This is a genomic window from Armatimonadota bacterium (genome assembly GCA_031460175.1).
Lineage (GTDB): Bacteria > Sysuimicrobiota > Sysuimicrobiia > Sysuimicrobiales > Sysuimicrobiaceae > Sysuimicrobium > Sysuimicrobium tengchongense.
In genome coordinates this window covers 41,786-61,267 of record JAVKGW010000001.1, presented here as the reverse complement: position 1 = coordinate 61,267, position 19,482 = coordinate 41,786, and the positions used below count along the sequence as shown (strand labels likewise).

19 protein-coding genes are annotated in these 19,482 nt (G+C 69.7%); 4 read left to right on the top strand and 15 right to left on the bottom strand.

Translation table 11 applies throughout. The features are described 5' to 3' along the window. Window positions 1–19: 19 nt before the first annotated feature. From QN206_00325 to QN206_00285, 9 genes are all read right to left on the bottom strand, one after another. Entirely contained in the window at window positions 20–457 is a 438-nt protein-coding gene (locus QN206_00325; protein MDR7613254.1) for a hypothetical protein, read from the bottom strand. 60 nt (window positions 458–517) lie between these two features. Then, complete coding sequence (chrA, locus tag QN206_00320) at window positions 518–1,648, bottom strand: chromate efflux transporter (protein MDR7613253.1); 1,131 nt, start codon at window positions 1,646–1,648, stop codon at window positions 518–520. A gap of 67 nt (window positions 1,649–1,715) precedes the next feature. Further along, window positions 1,716–2,918, bottom strand: coding sequence for a thiolase family protein (locus tag QN206_00315; GenBank protein ID MDR7613252.1), 1,203 nt, complete (start codon window positions 2,916–2,918; stop codon window positions 1,716–1,718). Window positions 2,919–2,931: 13 nt separating this feature from the next. After that, the gene (locus tag QN206_00310) at window positions 2,932–4,593 is read right to left on the bottom strand and encodes an AMP-binding protein (GenBank protein MDR7613251.1); all 1,662 of its coding nucleotides are present in this window, start codon (window positions 4,591–4,593) and stop codon (window positions 2,932–2,934) included. 6 nt (window positions 4,594–4,599) lie between these two features. Then, the gene (locus tag QN206_00305) at window positions 4,600–5,334 is read right to left on the bottom strand and encodes an ATP-binding cassette domain-containing protein (protein MDR7613250.1); all 735 of its coding nucleotides are present in this window, start codon (window positions 5,332–5,334) and stop codon (window positions 4,600–4,602) included. Between the two features lie 13 nt (window positions 5,335–5,347). Further along, window positions 5,348–6,106, bottom strand: coding sequence for an ATP-binding cassette domain-containing protein (locus QN206_00300; GenBank protein ID MDR7613249.1), 759 nt, complete (start codon window positions 6,104–6,106; stop codon window positions 5,348–5,350). Window positions 6,107–6,113: 7 nt separating this feature from the next. After that, entirely contained in the window at window positions 6,114–7,130 is a 1,017-nt protein-coding gene (locus QN206_00295; protein ID MDR7613248.1) for a branched-chain amino acid ABC transporter permease, read from the bottom strand. Beyond that, entirely contained in the window at window positions 7,127–7,600 is a 474-nt protein-coding gene (locus QN206_00290; protein ID MDR7613247.1) for a hypothetical protein, read from the bottom strand. Before QN206_00290 ends, QN206_00295 begins: the two co-directional genes overlap by 4 nt. A 439-nt stretch (window positions 7,601–8,039) precedes the next feature. Further along, entirely contained in the window at window positions 8,040–9,320 is a 1,281-nt protein-coding gene (locus QN206_00285; protein MDR7613246.1) for an ABC transporter substrate-binding protein, read from the bottom strand. Window positions 9,321–9,875: 555 nt separating this feature from the next. On the opposite strand from QN206_00285, the gene QN206_00280 reads away from it, so the two are divergent. Then, the gene (locus tag QN206_00280) at window positions 9,876–10,136 is read left to right on the top strand and encodes a hypothetical protein (protein ID MDR7613245.1); all 261 of its coding nucleotides are present in this window, start codon (window positions 9,876–9,878) and stop codon (window positions 10,134–10,136) included. On the opposite strand, the gene QN206_00275 is transcribed toward QN206_00280, so the two are convergent. From QN206_00275 to QN206_00255, 5 genes are all read right to left on the bottom strand, one after another. Next, a complete protein-coding gene (locus QN206_00275; protein ID MDR7613244.1) occupies window positions 10,133–11,026 on the bottom strand; it encodes an AEC family transporter in 894 nt (297 codons plus the stop codon). The genes QN206_00280 and QN206_00275 overlap by 4 nt on opposite strands. A gap of 8 nt (window positions 11,027–11,034) precedes the next feature. Further along, window positions 11,035–11,547, bottom strand: coding sequence for an adenosylmethionine decarboxylase (gene speD, locus QN206_00270; protein ID MDR7613243.1), 513 nt, complete (start codon window positions 11,545–11,547; stop codon window positions 11,035–11,037). 192 nt (window positions 11,548–11,739) lie between these two features. Continuing rightward, the gene (locus QN206_00265) at window positions 11,740–12,192 is read right to left on the bottom strand and encodes a small multi-drug export protein (protein ID MDR7613242.1); all 453 of its coding nucleotides are present in this window, start codon (window positions 12,190–12,192) and stop codon (window positions 11,740–11,742) included. Window positions 12,193–12,250: 58 nt separating this feature from the next. Continuing rightward, a complete protein-coding gene (locus QN206_00260) occupies window positions 12,251–14,017 on the bottom strand; it encodes an NAD+ synthase (GenBank protein MDR7613241.1) in 1,767 nt (588 codons plus the stop codon). A gap of 21 nt (window positions 14,018–14,038) precedes the next feature. After that, the gene (locus QN206_00255) at window positions 14,039–15,439 is read right to left on the bottom strand and encodes a dipeptidase (protein MDR7613240.1); all 1,401 of its coding nucleotides are present in this window, start codon (window positions 15,437–15,439) and stop codon (window positions 14,039–14,041) included. A 93-nt stretch (window positions 15,440–15,532) separates the two neighbouring features. On the opposite strand from QN206_00255, the gene QN206_00250 reads away from it, so the two are divergent. From QN206_00250 to QN206_00240, 3 genes are read left to right on the top strand one after another with little or no spacing between them, the layout of a single operon-like run. Then, entirely contained in the window at window positions 15,533–16,345 is an 813-nt protein-coding gene (locus QN206_00250) for a hypothetical protein (GenBank protein MDR7613239.1), read from the top strand. After that, window positions 16,342–17,319: an ornithine cyclodeaminase family protein gene (locus QN206_00245; protein ID MDR7613238.1), complete on the top strand. Its 978-nt coding sequence runs from the start codon at window positions 16,342–16,344 to the stop codon at window positions 17,317–17,319. Before QN206_00250 ends, QN206_00245 begins: the two co-directional genes overlap by 4 nt. Next, window positions 17,316–18,791, top strand: a complete 1,476-nt coding sequence (locus tag QN206_00240) for a leucyl aminopeptidase (GenBank protein MDR7613237.1) — start codon at window positions 17,316–17,318, stop codon at window positions 18,789–18,791. Before QN206_00245 ends, QN206_00240 begins: the two co-directional genes overlap by 4 nt. A 3-nt stretch (window positions 18,792–18,794) precedes the next feature. Here QN206_00240 and QN206_00235 read toward each other — a convergent pair whose 3' ends face one another. Further along, a complete protein-coding gene (locus tag QN206_00235) occupies window positions 18,795–19,457 on the bottom strand; it encodes an MBL fold metallo-hydrolase (protein MDR7613236.1) in 663 nt (220 codons plus the stop codon). Window positions 19,458–19,482 lie beyond the last annotated feature (25 nt).

The following is a 19,482-nucleotide window of genomic DNA, read 5'->3' as shown; positions in this document are numbered from 1 at the left end:
ACCGCGCGGGAGAACGACTCTACCGGGTCTCCGCGATGAGGCGCAAAAGCTCTGCCACGCCTCTCGCAGCGTTCTTCCGCTGGCTCAACTCCCGGCTTTGGAGGCCCTTTACCGCGAGGTCCCGCGCGGCCTCCGCCACCAGCATCCAGCTTCTCCCCACCCGGTCGTTTTGCAGGTCCACGAGGATCCCTTGTCCCTGCCCCTCGCACACGTGACCCCAGGCCCGGTTGAAATGGCGACCCCGGGGTCCCTCGAGGCAGTTCAGGGCATGCCCCAAGTGCTGCTCCACGTAGCTCAGGGAGTCCCCGCCCGCGGCGAACCCCGCGTGGGTGGCCGCGGTCCTGGCCTGGACCTTCCAGGCCGGTTCCCCGCTCCCCGCGGGCTGCTGCTCGTGGTAGGAGGCATACCCCGCGGTCACGAGACCCGTGATCAGCAGGATGACTCCCGTCCAGCGCATCGGCAACACCTCCCGTTCCGGGTTTTGCCCTCATCCTGGGCCGGGAGGATCACGGATCTGTCACAGGCTTCGGATCAGAATCCCCGCCACGGCCCCCATCACGAGCAGCACCGCGGGGTTGAGGTTCGTGCGGAACAGGGCGAGGCCGGAGACGAGGGCGAGGAGGGCGGTGGGGAGATCCACGAGGGAGGCGCGGGCCAGGTACCAGGTCACCGCGGCCATGAGGGCCCAGGAGACCGCGTTCACCCCGTCCAGGAAGGCCGCGGCCCACGCGGAGCGCCGGAGCCGCGGGACGAAGGGATGGGTGGCGGCCACGAACCCGAAGGCGGGGAGGAAGATCCCCACGGTGGCCACCACGGCCCCCGCCAGCCCGCCCAGGAGATACCCGATGAAGGTGGCGGTGGTGAACACGGGCCCGGGCGTGATCTGGCCCACGGCCACCGCGTCCAGGAGCTGCGCCAGGGTCATCCATCGCAGCCGCTCCACGAGGTCTGCCCGCAGGAACGCCAGGAGCACGTACCCGCTTCCGAACAGTACGGCTCCGATTTTGAGGAAGACCCAGAACAGGGTCCCCAGGCTGAAAGAGGTCGGGGCCGCGGCCGGCAAGGCCGCGACCCCGGGCAGGAGCGCGAGCGCTGTACCGCCGGCCCCCACGCGCCGCACGAGCATGGTGCCGATCCCTCCCGCGAGCAGCAACACGAGTTCGTGCACGCCCAGCAAGTTCAGGACCAGACCCAAAAGGGCGATGAGGGCTACTGGGCGGTCCTTGAAGGCGGTCCGGCCCAGGCCCCACAAGGCGTGGGCTACGATGGCCACCATCACCGGCTTGGCGCCGTAGAAGGCCATGCCCACTTCCGGCAGGGACCCCCATCGCACGTAGGCCCAGGCGAGGGCGAGCACGAGGAGGAAAGCGGGCAAGATGAAGCTCGCGCCTGCCGCGAGGAGTCCCCAGTACCCTGCCCGGACATACCCGATGTGGATGGCCATCTCCGTGGAGTTGGGACCTGGGATGAGGTTGGTGGCGCCCAGGAGATCGAGGAATTCCTGGTCCGTGAGCCACCTGCGTCGGCGCACCACCTCCTCCCGCATCAGGGCGATGTGCACCGCGGGTCCGCCGAAGGCGGTGGCCCCCAGGCGCAGAAAAAGGGCGACCAGTGCGCCGAGGTCGCCGGGGGGTTGGGGCTTACCCATGGCCTCAGATTAGGGCACACCAAGGGTCTCCCGGCAAGCGGGGACGTTCCGGAGCGGGCCGGCGCGTTCAGCCGACCTGGAGGAGGAGGGCGGCGGCGCTATCCCCGGCCGCGCAGCCGGAGAACAGGCCGTACCCGCCGCCCACGAGCACCAGCTCTTCGATGAGCTCCATGAGGAGCCGCATGCCCGTAGGGGCCTGCGGGTGTCCGTACACCAGGGAGCTGCCGTAGTTGTTGAAGCGCTCCGGCGGGATCCCCAGGGCTTTCGCGAAGTAGAGGTCGTTGACCGCGAAGGGGTTGTGGGTCTTGAGGGCCCGCAGGTCCCGGACGTTCAGATCGGCCACCGCGAGGACCCGCTTCGCCGCCTCCGCGGTGGCCTCAGGCATGTACCCCTTTCGTACCCGGGCTTGTGCGAAGGCCACGAGCCGCACCGGGATCCCAGGGTCCCGGCTGAGCTCCCTGGCCCGCTCCCGGGTGGCCACCATCATGCCGCAGTTCCCGTCCGCGGGGTGGGTCTGGGTCCCGTAGGTCACCGTCCCTTCCGGGAGCACGGGCGCAAGGCGGGCGAGTCCTTCCGCGGTGGTGGGGTGGATGCCCTCGTCCCCCGTCACCGTGGCGAGGAGCTTCCGCCCCGAAGGATCCGGTACCTCGATGGGAGTTACCATGTAGCGCCGCTGGAAGGCGGCATCGTCCGCGAGGGCAGCCTGATACTGCGCGTACCGGAGCAAGGTGAGCTCCTCCTGGGCCTTCCGGGTGAACCCATGCTCCCGGGCCACCCGCTCCGCGGTCTCGATCTGGGCATTGCGAGCGTAGGGATCCAGAAAGAAGTTGTCCCAGACCCAGTCCTCGCTCTCCCCTTTCCCTCCGGGGCCCAGGGGGTTCGGATAGTAGACGTGGGGTCCGTTGCTGGTCCGGTCGCAGGTGATGGCCAGGATGGCTTGAGCTCCGCCCACCTCGATCTCCGCGGCCGCGTCCGCCACGACCCGCGCGGCGGTGGCGCAGGCCTGGCTGGTGGTGGGCCCCGTTAAGCGCTCGGCCCCCAATAGCCCAGCGAGCCACGGAGCCCCGAAGAAAGCGTGTTTGGCCGGTACGGTCATGCCGAGGCGGAGCCCGTCGAAGGCCGTGGGAAGGATCCCCCGGTCCCCCAGGGCCCGCCGGGCGATCTCCGCGGCGAACGGGATGGGGTGGAGGTGGGCGAAGCTCCCTTGCCACCGGACGAAGGGCGTGGACCAGTAGCCGCCGTACGGGATGAACACCCGCTCGAACCGCACCTTCCTCCCTCCTTCAGCGCCGCTTCACGGCCTGCGCCCACTTCCGGCGCTCCTCCTCCCGGAGCTCCCGGCGGAGCAGTTTGCCCACCTTGGATTTCGGCAGCATGTCGCGGAACTCGAGGGAGTCCGGCACCTCGTAGGGCGCCAGCCGCTCTCGGCACCAGCGCAGGAGCTCGTACGCGGAAACCCCACGCAGGTCCTCCTTGAGGACCACGAAGGCCTTGATGCGTTCTCCCCCTTCCGCATCCGGCACGCCCACCACGCACGCTCCGATCACCGCGGGGTGCTCCTGCAGGACGGACTCCACCCGGGCGGGTGCCACCCGGTAGCCCCGCTTCTTGATGAGGTCCGCGGACCGGTCCACGAAGTAGAGCCACCCATCCGCATCCATGCGCAGGATGTCTCCGGTTCGGTACCACACGCGCCCCTCGTACCAGACGAAGGCCCTCCGGGTCTCCTCGGGCTTGTTCCAGTAGGCGGTGGGGAGGTGCGGACCGGATACGAGCAGCTCCCCGGGCTCACCGGGAGCGCACGGCCGTAAGGTTTCGGGATCCACGATCCGGACCTCCCTTCCCCGCACCACCCGTCCTACGGTCCCATCCGGGAACGGCTGCCCTGCGGGGGTCATGGAGATGGCCCCGCACGCCTCCGTGGCCCCGTACCCCTGGTGGATCTCCCGGCCGAACCGCGCCTTCCACCGTCGAGCCAGCTCCAGGGGGAGGGTGTCACCCGCGGAGAAGCAGTAGCGGAGGGAGCGCAGGTCATACTCGTCCAGCCGGGGGTGCTCCAGAATGGTCCGGTACAGGGTGGGAGTCCCGAAGAGGGTGGTGACCCGGTACCGCCCGATGTGATCCAGGAACGCGTCCCAGTTCATGCGGGGCAGCAGGACCAGGGTCTCCCCGGCCAGGATCGCCCCGAGCCCTTGCGCTTGGCCCAGGATGTGGTACAGAGCGGCCCCCTGGATGACCACGTCCGAGCCCAGGGGGACCGCTCCGAGGCTGGTCTCCCGCTGGATCCGCATGCTCTCCAGGAGCGCTGGTTCGGAGATCGGTACGCCCTTGGGAGGTCCCAGGGTCCCTCCGGTGTACAGCAGCTCGCACAGTCCCTCCGGTCCCTTTGCACTTCCGGGTGATTCCCCCCGCCTTGCGGGTCGGGAGGAGCCCGCGAGGACCTCTCGGAAGGGGAAGACGAACTCAGAAAGCCGTACCCGGCCCGCGGGGAGCCGGTCGAGAGCTCTTGCCACGGCCCGCTTCCACCACGGGAGCAGGTCCCCAATTCCGGTTACTACCATGCACCGGAGGCCCACCTCCTGCTGGACCTGAGCCGCGTATCCGAACAGGGTATCCGCGCAGAACAGCACGGATGCCCCTGCATCCCGCACCACATACCCCACGTCCCGGGGCCCGTACTGTGGGGAGATCGGGACGGCTACCGCGCCCCGCCGCCGAAGGGCAAGCCAGGTCACGACCCATTGCGGGCAGTGGGGCATGTACAGCACGACGCGTTCCCCCGCCTCCACTCCCAGGCGCTCCAGGCCGCGGGCTAGGCCCTCCACCAGTTCTTCCAGGTCTCGGAAGGAGTAGCGTTCTCCCAGGTACACGAGGGCGGGGTGTCCCGCCCGGTCCCGGGCCGCTTTCCGGAAGGCCTCATCCAGCACCGACGTTCCTTCGCGCATGCGTCGTCACCGCTGCCACCCGGCTCCGAAGTAAGCGCTCAGCACTTCAGGACGGTCGAGGAGTTCCTCCCGAGTTCCGGAGAGCACGAGGGCGCCGCTTTCCAGCACGTATCCACGGTCCACCACGGGGAGGACCGCACGGGCATACTGCTCCGCCACCACCACGGACACGCCCTGCCCTCGGATGTCCCCGATGGTCCGGACGATCTCCCCCTGCAAGGCCGGGCTCAGACCCAGGAGGGGTTCGTCCAGCAGGAGCCAGCGGGGCCGGGCCACCAGCGCCATGCCGATCGCCACCATCTGCTGCTCCCCCCCGCTCAGCATGCCCGCGGGCTTCCGCCACAGCCTCCGCAGGGGGGGCATCAGTTCGCAGGCGAAGGCGATCCCCTCCTCCACCTCCCTGGCCGACCGGAGGTACCCGCCCATCCGGAGGTTCTCCCCCACGGTGAGATCCCGGAACACCGCGTGGCGTTCCCGGCACAGGACGAGACCTCTTCGTACCCGCTCGGGGACCTCCCACTCCGTGATGTCCTGTCCGTCCAGGCGCACTGAGCCCACCACCGTGACCCGAATCCCGCCCCGCCGCTGCTCCCGGCGCCCGTACACGAGGGTCAGGCCTGCCACGGTGCTCAGCAGGGTGGTCTTTCCCGCCCCGTTGGATCCGAAAACCCCCACCACCTCCCCGGGCCGGACTTCCAGGCTCACCTCGTTGAGCCCCAGGGCGTTCTCGTAGAACACCACCAGACGCTGGACCTCAAGCAGGGGCCGTCACCTCCCTTCCCAGGTAGGCCCGTCGAACCTCCTCGTGCACCATGATCTCTGCGGGAGACCCTTCCGCGATCTTCCGGCCGAAATCGAGGACCACCACCCTCCCGACCACCTGGAACAGCTCCGCAAGCCGGTGCTCCACGAGGACCAGGGAGCGTCCCTCCTCCGTGAGCCGGAGCAGCACGGGGACGAGGCTGCTGGCTTCCGCGGGACTCACACCGGAAAACAACTCGTCGAGCAAGAGGAGTTCCGGGTCCAATGCGAGGCACCGCGCCAGCTCGAGTCGCTTCAGGTACCCGTGGGGGAGCTCCACCGCGGGTTTGTACAGCAGCGCCGCGTCCCGCTCGAACCCCACCTCCTCCAGGAGATCCAGCGCCACCTCCTCCCGGCGCCCGTAGCCACTCCCCAGCCGCTCCCGGGCTCTCACCGAACAAAGCGGGATCACCGCGTTCTTGAAGGCGGGCAGATGGTAGAAAGGACGGGGCATCTGGAAGCTGCGGGCGATCCCCAGCCGCACGCGGGCCTCGGGAGGGAGCCGGGTGATGTCGCGGCCCCGGTAGAGGATCCGTCCGCGATCGGGCCGCCCGAAGCCGGTGATGAGGTTGATGAGGGTCGTCTTGCCGGACCCGTTGGGGCCGATGATCCCCACGGCTTCGCCGGGTAGTACCTCCAGGCTCACCCCATCCAGAGCCCGGACTCCGCCGAAGCGCTTGTGGAGGTCCTCTACGACGAGCACAGGCTCCATGAAGGCTTCAGATGGGCACCCATCGTTCGAACTGGTGATACCTCCTCCGCGCCAGGGCGAACACCCCCTCCGGGACTCCCACGAGGACCGCCACGAGCACAAGACAGTACGCCACCACCCGCAGGGTGCCGAAGGCACGCAGCACTTCCGAAAGGGGGACGATGAGCGCGGCTCCCACCGCTGCCCCTGCGACCATCTCACTTCCACCCAAGACCGCAGCGGTCAGGGGGAGGACGGAGTACTCCAGGGAGAAGGCGGACATCCCCACCACGTGGTAGTGCGTGGCCAGGACGCTGCCCGCGAAGGCCGCGGGCAGCGTCCCCACCAGGACGGCCCAGAACTTCCACCGGTCCACGGGGATTCCAGAGGCCCTCACCCCCACATCGTTGTCCCGGATGGCCCGGAGCACGAGCCCGTAGTCGCTGTCCAAGAGACGCTGGAAGGCAAAGGCGGTTCCCAGCAGGGCGAGGACCAGCAGATATTGCCGGGTGGGGAGAGCGCCCAGACCGGGCACTCCCGCGAACCCCTCCGTGCCCCCCAGGATCTTGGTGGCCTCGATGATCCGGGCGAAGAGGAGGGGCAGGGCGAAGGTCACGAGGCTGAAGTACACGCCCCGCAGTCGGAGAACGGGTGCCAGCAGCAACGCACAGGCGACAGCGCCTGCGACGGTGCCGAAGAGGACGGCGAAAAAGGAAGGGAGCCGGAGGTAGACCGCGCCGATGGCGGTGAGATACCCCCCCACGCCAAAGAAAAAACTCTGTCCCAGGGAGACGAGCCCCACCCGCTCCAGGAACGCCCAGCTGATGGCCAGGAGCATCATGGCCACCACGATGAGGAAGACCGTCTGCCAGTACGCTCCCGTCCAGGGTGCCAGCAGGGGAAACCCAAGGAGGGCGATCGTCGCCGCCAGCCGCGGGCCCGCGAGGTACAGCATCTCCCGCCCGGACACCAGCACGAAGACGTCGTCGGCCCGCACCTTGATGCCCCGATCCAGTCGTTCCCGACGGTAGCCCGATTGCCTCATACGCGCTCTTCCAGCTCCTTGAACCGCCCCAGGATCCCCGAGGGCCGCACCGCCAGGACCACCACGATGGCCAGGAGGTAAATCACCTCGCTCCAGTGGGGTCCCAGCACCATGCTGGCGATCACAGTCCCCATCCCCACGAGGAGGGCGGCTACGATCAGGCCCGCGGTCCGTTCCGTTCCTCCCACGACGGTGAGGGCGAGGGCGATGAGGATGGCATCATAGCCCAGGTTGATGGAGATGATGCCGAGCGGGAGCACCAACACCGCGGCTACCGCGGCCAGGGCGCTCCCGAGGGCCACGCTGATGGCCGCCATGCGGTCCTCCTTCACCCCCATGGCCAGGGCCGTGTACTCCTCCTGGGCCAGGGCCCGCAGTGCGAGCCCCGTGCGGGTGGCGCGGCCAAACCACCAGAGGGACACGCCCAGACCCGCCGCGGCGCCCACGATCACCAACCGGTGGCGATCCATGGTGACTCCACCGATGGTCAGGGATCCGGGAAGGATGGGGGGGGAGGTTGAACTCGTATGTGACGAGACCCATCCACCGGAAGAGCTCGAGGAACGCGACGCCCACCGCGAAGGTCGCCAACACCTCCGCGAGGGTCAGGCGCCGCACCGGCCGGATCACCAGCCAGTACAGCAGCGCCCCGAGGGCGGCCGCGAGGATCACGGTGGCGATCACGGCCGCCGGGTAGGGCCATCCCGCTACGCGCAGGAGGTACCAGCAGGCAAACCCCGAGAGGATGTAGATCCCCCCGTGGGCGAAGTTGGGGATCCCGGAAATACCAAAGGTCACGCTGAAGCCCAGCGCGATGAGCAGGAGCACCGCGGACTGGACGAGGCCGTAAAGCAACACACTTAAAACTTCGAACATAGAAGGCCCGCGACCTCCGGGCGATGAGCGTGCCTATCGCTTCAATTCCGCCGGCAGGCGGATTTCGTCCTCCGCGGCGATCTCCGGCCACACCACCACCCGTCGACCCGGAGCTCGCCACTGGAAGGCCAGGCTGATGGCGGTCTGGTGAGGTAAGCCCCCGTACACCACCTGGTGGCGATCGTTGAACCGGATCCTCCCGATCACCCCCTCCATATCCGTCCTGCGGATCTCCTCCGCCACCCGGTCCGGATCCAGGGTGCCGGCCCGCTCGATGGCTTGGGCCACCACGTACACCGCGTCGTACGAAGGCCCGGGGCCGTGCCCACCGAGGCGGAGGCGGGCTTCCTCCCCGTACTTCTGACCGTACGCGCGGTTGAAGTGCACGGACTTCGGCAAGGCCTTCACGGCAATGGCCCCCGGCTCGTGCAGGAATTGCACGAATCCGTCCACGGCCCCTTCAAAGGTCTGCCAGGCAGTTCCCGGGACCACGGGGACCACGTACCCCACCATCAGGACGGGGAGTCGGGTGGTTTTCACCTGCTTGACCAGGATTCCGGCCTGAGGCATGTCGAACACGGGCACGATGATCTGCGCACGGCCACTCTGTGCCCGGACCACGGTGGCGGAGAAGTCCGTAGCGCCGGTGGGATACGCGTCGCTGCCCACCACGGCCCAGCCCGATTGCCGGGCCCAGGTCTCCAAGATGCTCACGGTCCCCTTGGCCCACAGCACGTCCTGGTAGGCGAAGTGGACCCGGGAAAGTCCATACCGCGACTTGACGAATCCCAGCACCCGGGCCAGGTTGCCCGCGAAGTACTCGCTCTGCAGGCCCATGCGGAACAGGTACCGGTACTTCCCTGGATCGCTCGCGATGCGCTGCTCAAAGAGAGGGGTCATGGCGATGGTGACGATGTAGGGGATCCGGTAACGGGCGATCACGTCCATGGCCGCCAGCAGCACCTCGGACCGGAAGGCGCCCACCACGATGGCGTGGGGTCGTCGTTCCGTGATGAGCTTCTCCAGGGCCGCAAGGGCATCGTGGATGGGGATCCCGGGCTCGTGCTCCCGGGTGTCGATGGAGACCACCTGGAGGGGACGTCGCACGCCGGCTACCCGCACGCCCCCGCGGGCGTTGATCTCCTCCACGGCCAGCTGCACCGCCCGCAGGGAATCCGCACCGTCGGAGTGTCCCAGGGCGGTAGGGACCCCCAGGACGATGGGCTCCACAGGGCCTCCCAGGGCGGAGGGGATTCCCACCAGGACCGCAAGGACGAATCCCCAAAGCATGAGCCCCGCTCGAGGACAAGTCATCCCCGCACCTCCCGGATCCGGTCAGAACTGCAAACACCGACCTCCAGGCGCCCGCCGTGCCAGTTCCAGCCAAGGACGGCCCTTACTCCTCCGTCAATCCGCCGTTTGCACGGGTTCGGTTGGGCCCCCTGGCCGGGGATCCCCGCGGCTGGAAATTCTGGGTCCGGTTGCGCGGCAGGGCCGGAGGTGGTTTGCTAGGCACGGGATGGAGGGTGCCGTGCTCCCGCAGCTGCTCGCCACGGCGGTGGCCCTTCTGGTGGCGGCCACCGCGCACGAGTATGCCCATGCCTCCGTGGCCGTGCGGTTGGGGGACCCCACGCCCAAACGCCTGGGCCGCCTCACCCTGAATCCCCTCGCGCACCTGGACCCCTGGGGGACCCTCCTCCTGTTGCTGGTCGGGTTCGGGTGGGCAAAGCCCGTTCCCGTAAACCCGGTCTACTTTTCTGATCCCAGACGGGGGATGCTGCTCGTGGCCGCGGCCGGTCCTGTGGCCAACCTGACCCTGCTGGTGACCCTGGGATCGCTCTCCCGGGTGGGCCTCTCCCCGGAGCCCGGGTGGATCTGGGAGCTGTGGCTTCGCCTGCTCTACGTGAACGCGGTGCTGGCGGTCTTCAATCTCCTTCCCGTGCCACCCCTAGACGGCTCCCGCATCCTGTGGGCGTTCCTTCGCGGCGGAGGGGAAGCCCTCTATCTGCGCCTCCAGCCCTACGGCCCGCTGGTGCTCCTCGGGCTCGTCCTCCTGGGATGGCTCGATCCCGTGATCCGGGCGCCGGTCCTGTGGCTTGTCCGCTGGGCCGCGGGCGGGGGATGACCTAGGCCCACAGGGCGAGGAGCGCGGTGAGGGTCGCGAAGCTCCCGAGGGTGGAGACCACCACCGCGCTCGCCACGAATCCGGGGTCGCACCGGAACTCCGAGGCGTACAGGAACGCGTTCACCGCGGAGGGCATGGCCGCTTGGAGGATGGCCACCCGGCGGGCAAGGCCTTCCAGGCCCATCGCGTGCGCGAGGCCCGTGGCAAGGAGGGGTGAGGCCACCAGGCGCAGGAACACGGCGAGCCCCAGCGGCCAGGACCACCGGAGGGCGCGGGTCTGCGCGAGCTGGATGCCGAGGGTGACGATGAGGAGGGGAATGGCGCCGGAGGCGAGCACCCGGACGGCGCGCTGGATGGGCTCCGGGGGGGTCCATCGGAAGAGCAGGGCCAGGAGGGCTCCCGTGGCCGCGTACACCACGGGGAGCTCCAGCACGCTTCGGATGGCGCGGCGCATCTCCCCGTTCGCCCCCCAGGCGGCCACGAGACCTCCCAGGAACGTCCCCACGGTGCCCGTGGTGACGAACACCACGAGGGCGAGACGCAGTCCTTCTTCCCCGAAGGTCAGGAGGTTCAGAGGGAGACCGTAGTTGCCCGCGTTGTACATCACCACGGGAAGGAGGAACGCGCTCTTCTGCACCCTTTCCAGCCGCAGGAGCCGGGCCGCGGTAGCTCCCACGAGGAGGAGGGTGAGGAGGTGGAGGACCACGGTCACAAAGAGGGGGAGGGCATGGCTCGCCAGGGAGCTGGACCGCAGCAGGGAGTCGAAGACGAGGGCCGGGCTGAAGAGGTACATGGAGACCGCGGAGAGGGATCGGACGTCCACGGGCCGGCGCCGCCCAAGCCAGGCGCCGAGGCCCGTGAGCAGGGCCACGGGGAGGACCACCTGGAGGAGCATGGGCCGCCCTACGGGGAAGCCGGGGCGTTCGCGGGACGGGCGCCTTTCCTGCGCTTCCGGGCCCGGGCTTTCTCTCCGGGGGAGCCGTTGCCCGGGGGTGGCAGTTCCTCCTCCCAGGTGACGATGCTGTGGAAATACACGTGGTCCCCCTCGTCCAGTCCGCGGGTGACCTCCGTGATGTGCACGTTCTTCGCCCCGAACTCCCGGAGGGCGTACTTCACCGCCTCCTCGGGCTGGGCGGTATCCCCGCAGGTGAAGATGTCCAGGGCCACGTATCCCACCTCCGGCCAGGTGTGGACGGAGAGATGGGACTCCGAGATGACCACGACCCCGCTGACCCCCGTGGGCGTGAACCGGTGGAAGGAGATGGCCCAGATCTGTACCCGGGCCACCTGGGCCGCCCGGGTGAGGATCTGTTCTACCCGATCCACCCGGCTGATGACCTCGGGATCACAGCCGGAGGCCTCCACAATGTAGTGGTGTCCCACGGTGTCCACCACGGGCGTTCCTCCCCTGCCCACGGGTTCCCTCCTTCACCGGTTGCGGGTCCGTCTCGGTCTCAACCCCCTAACCTGGGCCTTTGCGGCTCCAAAACACACAGAACCCCGGGTGCCCACGCACCCAGGGGAATCCACGGCCGGAGCACCCCGCAGCGCGCCGCGGGGTGCCCTCACCGCGAACATGCTACGGGATGGGGGGAGGGGGGTCAAGCCCTACCGGAGGAGCCGCAGGCCCTCCACCGCCCCGCTGGAAACCGCGGTCACCGCAAGACCCGCGGTGGCTACCCCGATCGCGATGGCCGCCCAGGCCTTGCCCCGGGGAAGCCCCAGAAGCCAGGCGAGGAGGGTTCCCGCGTAGGCGCCCGTGCCGGGAAGGGGCACGGCCACGAACAGGGCGAGGCCCAGGAGCTCGTACCGGTGCACGTAAGGGGTTCCCTTTTGACGGACCCGGTCCACCTGCCGCTGGACCCATCCGAACCGGGAGAAAAACCGGTGGTAGCAGAGGTCCAAGGCGAGCCATCCGGGGACGATGGCCAGGAGATTCGCGAGGGTGCAGAAAAGGAAGGTCTTGAACGGCGGATGTCCCTGGGCGAGGGCCATGGGGATGGAGCCGCGCAGCTCCACCCACGGAACCAGGCTTAGGGCCGAGATCCACCAAAGGCTCATCTCCGGAGCTCCCGGCGTCGCGGGCGCCGTGTGCGTGATGCCATGGTGGCCGTCCGCCTCAACGGGCGTTCCGGGCCGAACCGGCCGCGGCCTCCAACGGGCTCCACGGCCGGTACCAGGAGGTGATGGGAAGCCGGCGATCCCGCCCGAAGGCCTTGGGCGTGATCTTCACGCCGGGCGGCGCTTGGCGGCGCTTGTACTCACTGCGGTCCACCATCCGAACCACCTTCGCCACGGTCTCCGGATCGAATCCCGCCCGTACGATGTCCTCCGGGGGCGTGTCCTGCTCCACGTAGAGCTCCAGGATGGGATCGAGTACCTCGTAGGGCGGGAGCTTCTCCTGGTCCGTCTGTCCCGGCCGCAGCTCCGCGGTGGGCGGGCGCAGGAACACCCCCTCCGGGATGACGGGGTGCTTGGCGTTGCGGTGGCGGGCCAGGGCGTACACCAGCGTCTTCGGCACGTCCTTCAGCACCGCGAACCCGCCCGCCATGTCCCCGTACAGGGTGGCGTAGCCCACGCTGAGTTCGCTCTTGTTGCCCGTGGTGAGCACGATGCCCCCGAACTTGTTGGTGAGGGCCATGAGGAGGTTACCGCGAATGCGGGCCTGGATGTTCTCCTCCGCCTCGTTGGGCTGGGTTCCCGCGAAAGGCCCCGCGAGGGCCTCCAGGTAGCCCCGGAAGATGTCCCCGATGGGGAGCACCACGAGGCGGATCCCCAGGTTGCGGGCCAGCTCCTCCGCGTACCGCATGCTCTCCCCGGAGGTGTACGGGGAGGGCATGGACACGCCCCAGACGTTCTCCGGGCCCAGGGCGTCCGCGGCGATAACGGCCACGAGGGAGGAGTCGATCCCGCCCGAAAGCCCCACCACCACCTGCTGGAACCCGTTCTTCCGCACGTAGTCCCGGGTCCCCAACACCAGGGCCCGGTACACCTCCTCCAGGTCCGGCAGGGGCTCCGCCAGGAAGGGTTCCACGGGGGGGCGGGGACGGTCCTGTACCCGCTCCACCTCCACCACGGAGACGGGCGGGGCCTGCAGCGGAAACCGGTCGCTCTCCTCCACCCCCGTGCGGCGGGCCCGGAGGCGGCGGGCCCGCGCCACGTCTACGTCGCACACCACCAGAGCCTCCTCGAACTGTGGGCCCCGGGCCAGCACCCGGCCCTCCTGATCCACCACCACGCTGCCGCCGTCGAAGACCAGTTCGTCCTGTCCGCCCACCACGTTCACGTAGCACAGCACCACCCCGTGATCCCGGGCCCGGGTGCGGAGCATCTCCTCCCGCTCCCGCCACTTCCCCCGGTGGTAGGGGGAGCCGTTGATGTTGAAGGCGACCAGGGCTCCGGCCCGGGCCTGCACCGCGAGGGGTCCGTCCGGAAACCAGATGTCCTCGCAGATGTTCACCGCCACAGGGAGGTCCCCCAGCCGGAAGATGGGGACGGATTCCCCGGGCGCGAAGTAGCGCTTCTCGTCGAAGACTCCGTAATTGGGGAGCAGCCGCTTGTGGTACACCCCCGCGATCCGGCCGCCCGCGCACACCGCCGCCGCGTTGTACAGGTAGGTGGCGCGGTCCACGAATCCCACCACCGCCACCAGGTCCGTGGCGTGGGCGGCAACCTCCTCCACCGCCCGCAGGTTTCCCTCCACGAAGTCGGGCTTGAGCACGAGATCCTCCGGAGGGTAACCGGTGACCGCGAGCTCCGGGAAGAGCACCACGTCCGCGCCGAGCTCCCGAGCCTGCCGCAACCGCTCCACCATGCGGCGGACGTTGCCCTCTAGATCCCCCACCACGGGGTTCATCTGCGCGAGGGCGACCCGCAGGGTTCGCACGCCTCTAGGATACGGTACCTCTCACAGGGGCGTCAGGGGCTCCGCCTGAGAAGTCCGGAGGGCCTCCCGGGCGTGGTGGAGGAACCGGATCACCGCCTCCACCCCACCCCACAGGAGGGGGAGTTCCACCTTCTCGTTGGGCGCGTGGAGGTTGTCGTCGGGGAGTCCGAAGCCGGTGACCACCACGGGCAATTTCAAGGTACGGGCCAGCAACTCCACCACGGGCACGGACCCGCCCTGGCGGATGAACCGCACCTCCGCCCCGTATGCCTCCCGCCACGCCCGGGCCGCGGCCTGCACCGCGGGCTGGTGCGGGGAGATGGCCCAGGGCCTCCCCGCGTACAGCTTCCGGATCTCGACCCGGTAAGCGGGATGGGTCTTGCGCAGGATGTACCGCTCGAAAGCCCGGTGGATCCGCTCGGGATCCTGGTCGGGCACCAGACGCATGCTCACCTTCGCGGTGCACCGGGCGGGGAGCACGGTCTTCGCTCCGGGCCCGGTGAACCCTCCGCCCAGCCCGTGGATCTCGAAGGTGGGCCTCACCCAAAGCCGCTCCAGCACCGAGAACCCTTCCTCGCCCACCAGGCCCCGGGCGCCGATCCGGTGCGAAAACTCCGCCTCGTCCAGGGGAAGCCCCTGCCAGGCGCGGCGCTCCTCGTCGCTCGGCGGTCGCACCCGGCGGTAGAAGCCCGGGATGCGCACGCGCCCCCGGCGATCCCAAAGACCTCCCAGCAGCCGCGCGGCCTCATGGAAGGGGTTGGGGGCGGCGCCGCCGTAGAGGCCGGAGTGGAGATCCGTCTGTGGCCCCTGCCAGGTCACCTCCTCGTACAGGATCCCCCGCAGCCCCACGGTGATGGCGGGGATCCCCCGGTCGAAGAACCCGGAGTCCATCACAAGGGCGCAATCCGCGGCGAGCGTTCGGCGGTGTCGGGGCACGTATGCGGAGACCTCTGCACCGCTGCTCTCCTCTTCTCCCTCCACCAGCAGCTTCACGTTCACGGGGAGGCCGTCCGTGGCGAGCAGGGCCTCCAGGGCGGCCACCACCGCGAAGACCTGCCCTTTGTCGTCCGAGGCGCCCCGGGCGTAGAGCCGGTCTCCCCGCACCGTGGGCTCAAAAGGGGGGGAGTCCCAAAGGTCCAGGGGATCCGGGGGCTGCACGTCGTAGTGACCGTATACGAGCACGGTGGGGGCGTCCGGAACGCCCAGCCACTCCGCGTACACGAGGGGGTGGTGCCGGGCAGAGGGGATCACCTCCACCCGCATCCCCACCCTTCGCAACCGCTCACCAAGCCACTGGGCGGCCCGCTCGCAATCCGCGTCGTGCTCCGGAAGGGCGCTGACGCTGGGGATCCGCAACCACTCCCCAAGCTCCTCCAGGTACCGTTCGCGATGCTGGCGGGCGTACGCGAAGGCGCGGTCCACGGTTCGCTTCCTCAGGGTAAGAGGTGTCCCCTCCCGCTATTCGCCGTTCCTCCTTTCTCCCCTGCCGCATGCGGTATGCTGGGATGCGGAACCGTGTCCGCTTTCCTGCACCGACTGGCGACCCCCGATGGCCGCCGCCGGGCCAACCGGTGGCTGGTCGTGGCCTGCGCGCTGGGCTTCGGGCTCTCCGGGGTCGCCTTCGGGTGGGACCGGTGGTTCTTTCTCCTGATGGTGTGGGGGGGAATCGTGTACGTCCCCCTGCGGCTCGCCCTGGAGTGGCTGGGTTCGAGGGGACGCCGGCAGCGCCAGCGGTACCGGGCAAGCCTGCCGGACCGGATCACCCCCAAGAACCTCCCCCTGGCCGTGCAGGCCTTGTGGGACCGGGAGGTGTTGCTCCCTCGCATCGTCCCCCCGCCCCTCGTGGAGAAAGCTCAGCTCGCGGTGGTGGCACTCGGCCGCTGGGCCCTTACCCGGGACCCTTCCGGGGAGGAGATCCGGAGAGCCGCGGTACGGCTCGCCGCGGCCGCGGACGGGTGGATGGCGGAGCTGAGCGCCACGTGGCCGGAGGAGGCGCAGAGCATCCAGGCCCGGTGGCGCGATGTACGCGGGCTGGCCGTCCTCATGGCCACGACCCGGGTCCTGGCCTGCCTCTACGAGGAGGTCGCCCGACAGCCCTTCTACGGGCCCGGGATCAGCGCGGAGGCGCTCCAGACCTTCGTGGACCGCTCCCTGGACTTCCTCGACCGGGCCGCGCTCGACCCCGAGCTGCCCCGCTGGCACGGGGAACTGCTCGGTCTGTGGACTTCCGAGGCGAGGGTCCTGCGGGAGCGGTGGGAGGCGTATTGCGAGGCACCGGGGCCCGCTCCCGGGCGCATGGAGGCCGTGCTGGAGGTGCTGGAGACGTGACCCCGCTGTGGCTCTCTGAGGAGGAGGTGGCCCGGCTGCTCCCGCTTTCGGAAGCCATCCGGGCCCTGGAGGAGGCCTTCCGGGCGAAGGCCGCAGGCGAGGCCGTGAACGTGCCCCGTACCCGGGTGGTGACCCCCGAGGGGGTGCTGCACGTGATGTCCGCGGGCTGGACCTCCGGGGGCGTGATGGGGCTGAAGGCGTACACCACTTCCCGGACCGGAGCGCGGTTCGTGGTCCTGCTGTACGCCACGGATGGGACGTTCCTCGCGGGGATGGAAGCGAACGTGCTGGGGCAGCGTCGCACGGGCGCTGCGAGCGGGCTCGCCACGCGGTACATGGCCCGCCCGGAGGCCTCCGTGGCCGCGGTGATCGGAAGCGGCTGGCAGGCTCGGACCCAGCTGGCGGCGGTGTGCGCGGTGCGCCCCATCCGGGAGGCCCGGGTCTACAGCCGCACGCCCCAGCGCCGCGAGGCCTTCGCGCGGGAGATGTCGGAGCAGCTGGGGATCCCCGTGCGGGCCGTCTCCTCCGCGGAGGAGGCGGTGGAGGGCGCGGAGGTGATCTGCACCATCACCACGGCCCGGGAGCCGGTCCTGTTGGGCCGGTGGCTCAGCCCCGGCGTGCACGTCAACGCCGCGGGCGTGAACTGGCCGGACCGCAGGGAGCTGGACGGGGAAGCGGTGCGGCGGGCCCACCGCATCGCGGTGGATGATCTCGCCCAGGCCCGGCTGGAGAGCGGGGACCTGGTGTGCGCGGAGCGGGAAGGGGTCTTCCGGTGGGAACGGGCGGTGGAGCTCGCGGACATCGTGGCGGGGAAGCTGCCCGGACGCGGGGACGCGCGGGAGATCACGCTCTTCGCCTCCCAGGGGATCGCCCTCGAGGACGTGGCCGTGGCGAAGCTCGTCTACGAGCGGGCCGTGACGGAGGGGATGGGCCGTCCGCTTCCGGGGTGGATGGAGAACAGGAGGGGAGGATGAGGGTCTCGCTCTCCAACGCCCGACCCGAGCAGGTGTCGTGCGATGCCCTCGCGGTCCTGCTGGACGAGGGAAACCTCGCGGGCGCCCTCGGGGAACTGGACCGGGCCCTGGAAGGGTGGGTCGGGGAGGCCATGCGCCTGAGCGGGTTCGAGGCCCAACGGGACCGGGTCCTGTGGCTGTTCACCCATGGAAAGATCCCCTCGCCCCGGGTGGTCCTGGTGGGCATGGGGAGCCCCGGAGACGGATACGCACGCGCGGAGGCCCTGCGCCGGGCCGCGGCGGTGGCGGTTCGGGAGGCGCGTGCCCAACGGGTACGCCGCCTCGGGGTATGGGTCCCGCAGCTGCCCCCGCAGGCCCTGGGGGCCGTGGTGGAGGGCCTGTACCTAGGCTCCTACCGGTACGAGGCCTACAAGACCTTCGAGGAGCCGCAGCTCGACGGCGTGCAGATCCTGGGCGGCACGGATCCCGAGCGGCGAAGGGCCCTGCGCCGGGGGCAGCTGCTGGCCGAGGCCACCTGCTTCGCCCGGGACCTCGTGAACGCCCCGCCCAACGAGGTCACGCCCCTGGCCCTGGCCCGCATCGCCCGGCAGATCGCCCGGGAGCGGGGTCTGGAGGCCCGGGTGTACGGCCCTGCGCAACTCCGGCGCATGGGGGCAGGCGCCATCCTCGCGGTGGGCCGCGGGAGCCGGCAGCCTCCGCAGCTCATCGTGCTGGAATACCGGCCACCCCGCGCCCGACGCACCGTGGTGATCGCGGGGAAGGGCGTCACCTTCGATGCGGGAGGACTTGACCTCAAGACCGCGGAGGGCATGGAGACCATGAAGTCCGACTGCGCGGGAGCCGCCGCGGTGCTGGCGACCATGCGGGTCCTTCCGGATCTCCGGGTGCCGCACCGGGTGGTGGGAATCGTGGGGGCGGTGGAGAACCTGCTCGGGGAATCCGCGATGAAGCCCGGGGACATCGTGCGGGCCATGAACGGCAAGACCATCGAGATCACCAACACGGACGCGGAGGGCCGGGTGGTCCTGGCGGACGCCCTCAGCTACGCGGCCCGGTACCGGCCGGACGCCATCGTGGATCTCGCCACCCTCACGGGCTCCGCCATCGTGGCCCTGGGGTACTACGCGGCCGCCATCCTGGGGAACGACCGGGCCCTCATTCGGGAGCTCATCCGGGCCGGAGAAGCGGCCGGAGAGCGGCTGTGGGAGCTGCCGCTCTACGAGGAGTTCCGGGAAGCCGTGCGCAGCGAGGTGGCGGACCTGCGGAACTCCGCGGGCCGGTACGGCGGCGCCCAGAAGGGCGCGGCCTTCATCGCGGAGTTCGTGGCAGGCTCCCCGTGGGCACACCTCGACATCGCAGGGGTGGCCTTCCTCGATAAGTCCGAGGGTCAGGCCCCGCACCTGCCCAAGGGCGCCACGGGGTTCGGCGTGCGCACCCTCCTCAACTGGCTCGCGCCGCCGGAGGAGGCGTGAGGACTACGCCTTCCACTCCATCACCCAGACCTCTTGGGTGGCGGGCAGCTCCTTGACCTCCACCGTGTGGCCCACCCGCCGCACGTTCTGCTTGTTGGCCAGGAAGGGATCCAGGGGGGAGATGGGCCAGTTCTGGTTCACCTCCGTCCGGTAGTGCATGGGGATCACCACCCGCGGGCGGAGCTGCTCGATCACCCGATCCGCGGCGGCCGCGTCGATGGTGTAGTAGCCTCCCACGGGGACCAGGAAGATGTCCGGGTTCTGGGCCTGCGCCGCGGCTTGCGGATCCAGGACGTGGCCGAGGTCGCCCGCGTGGAGGAGGCGAAGCCCGTCCGCCACCACCCAGAACATGGCGTTCTTGCCCCGCTGGGAGCCCTGGGTCTCATCGTGGTAGGTGCGCACCGTGGACACCTCGATCCCGTCCACCACCTCCCGGACGTCCGCCCAGTCCCTGCCCTCGTCCCGCAGACCCCGGATCACCCGCGGGGATCCGCTGGCCAGGGCCACGTGGTTGTGGTCGAAGTGCTCGTGGCTGACGAGCACGAGGTCCGCGGGCACGGGCTGCATGGGGTAGCCCACCTGGTCGTTGTAGGGGTCCAGGAGGATGCGCTTGCCCGCTTGCGTCTCCAACAGAAAGCACGCGTGTCCCAGATACGTGATCTTCATCCCCTTCCCTCCTCTCTCGTTGACC

Excerpts from the sequence above, each read along its gene's own strand:
- QN206_00265 (MDR7613242.1), bottom strand. The coding sequence starts at position 12,192 with ATGAGCCTTTGGTGGATCTCGGCCCTAAGCCTGGTTCCGTGGGTGGAG.
- QN206_00290 (MDR7613247.1), bottom strand. The coding sequence starts at position 7,600 with ATGGATCGCCACCGGTTGGTGATCGTGGGCGCCGCGGCGGGTCTGGGC.
- QN206_00325 (MDR7613254.1), bottom strand. The coding sequence starts at position 457 with ATGCGCTGGACGGGAGTCATCCTGCTGATCACGGGTCTCGTGACCGCG.
- QN206_00285 (MDR7613246.1), bottom strand. The coding sequence starts at position 9,320 with ATGACTTGTCCTCGAGCGGGGCTCATGCTTTGGGGATTCGTCCTTGCG.
- QN206_00295 (MDR7613248.1), bottom strand. The coding sequence starts at position 7,130 with ATGAGGCAATCGGGCTACCGTCGGGAACGACTGGATCGGGGCATCAAG.
- QN206_00240 (MDR7613237.1), top strand. The coding sequence starts at position 17,316 with ATGAGGGTCTCGCTCTCCAACGCCCGACCCGAGCAGGTGTCGTGCGAT.
- QN206_00235 (MDR7613236.1), bottom strand. The coding sequence starts at position 19,457 with ATGAAGATCACGTATCTGGGACACGCGTGCTTTCTGTTGGAGACGCAA.
- QN206_00310 (MDR7613251.1), bottom strand. The coding sequence starts at position 4,593 with ATGCGCGAAGGAACGTCGGTGCTGGATGAGGCCTTCCGGAAAGCGGCC.
- chrA (MDR7613253.1), bottom strand. The coding sequence starts at position 1,648 with ATGGGTAAGCCCCAACCCCCCGGCGACCTCGGCGCACTGGTCGCCCTT.
- QN206_00300 (MDR7613249.1), bottom strand. The coding sequence starts at position 6,106 with ATGGAGCCTGTGCTCGTCGTAGAGGACCTCCACAAGCGCTTCGGCGGA.
- QN206_00275 (MDR7613244.1), bottom strand. The coding sequence starts at position 11,026 with ATGCTCCTCCAGGTGGTCCTCCCCGTGGCCCTGCTCACGGGCCTCGGC.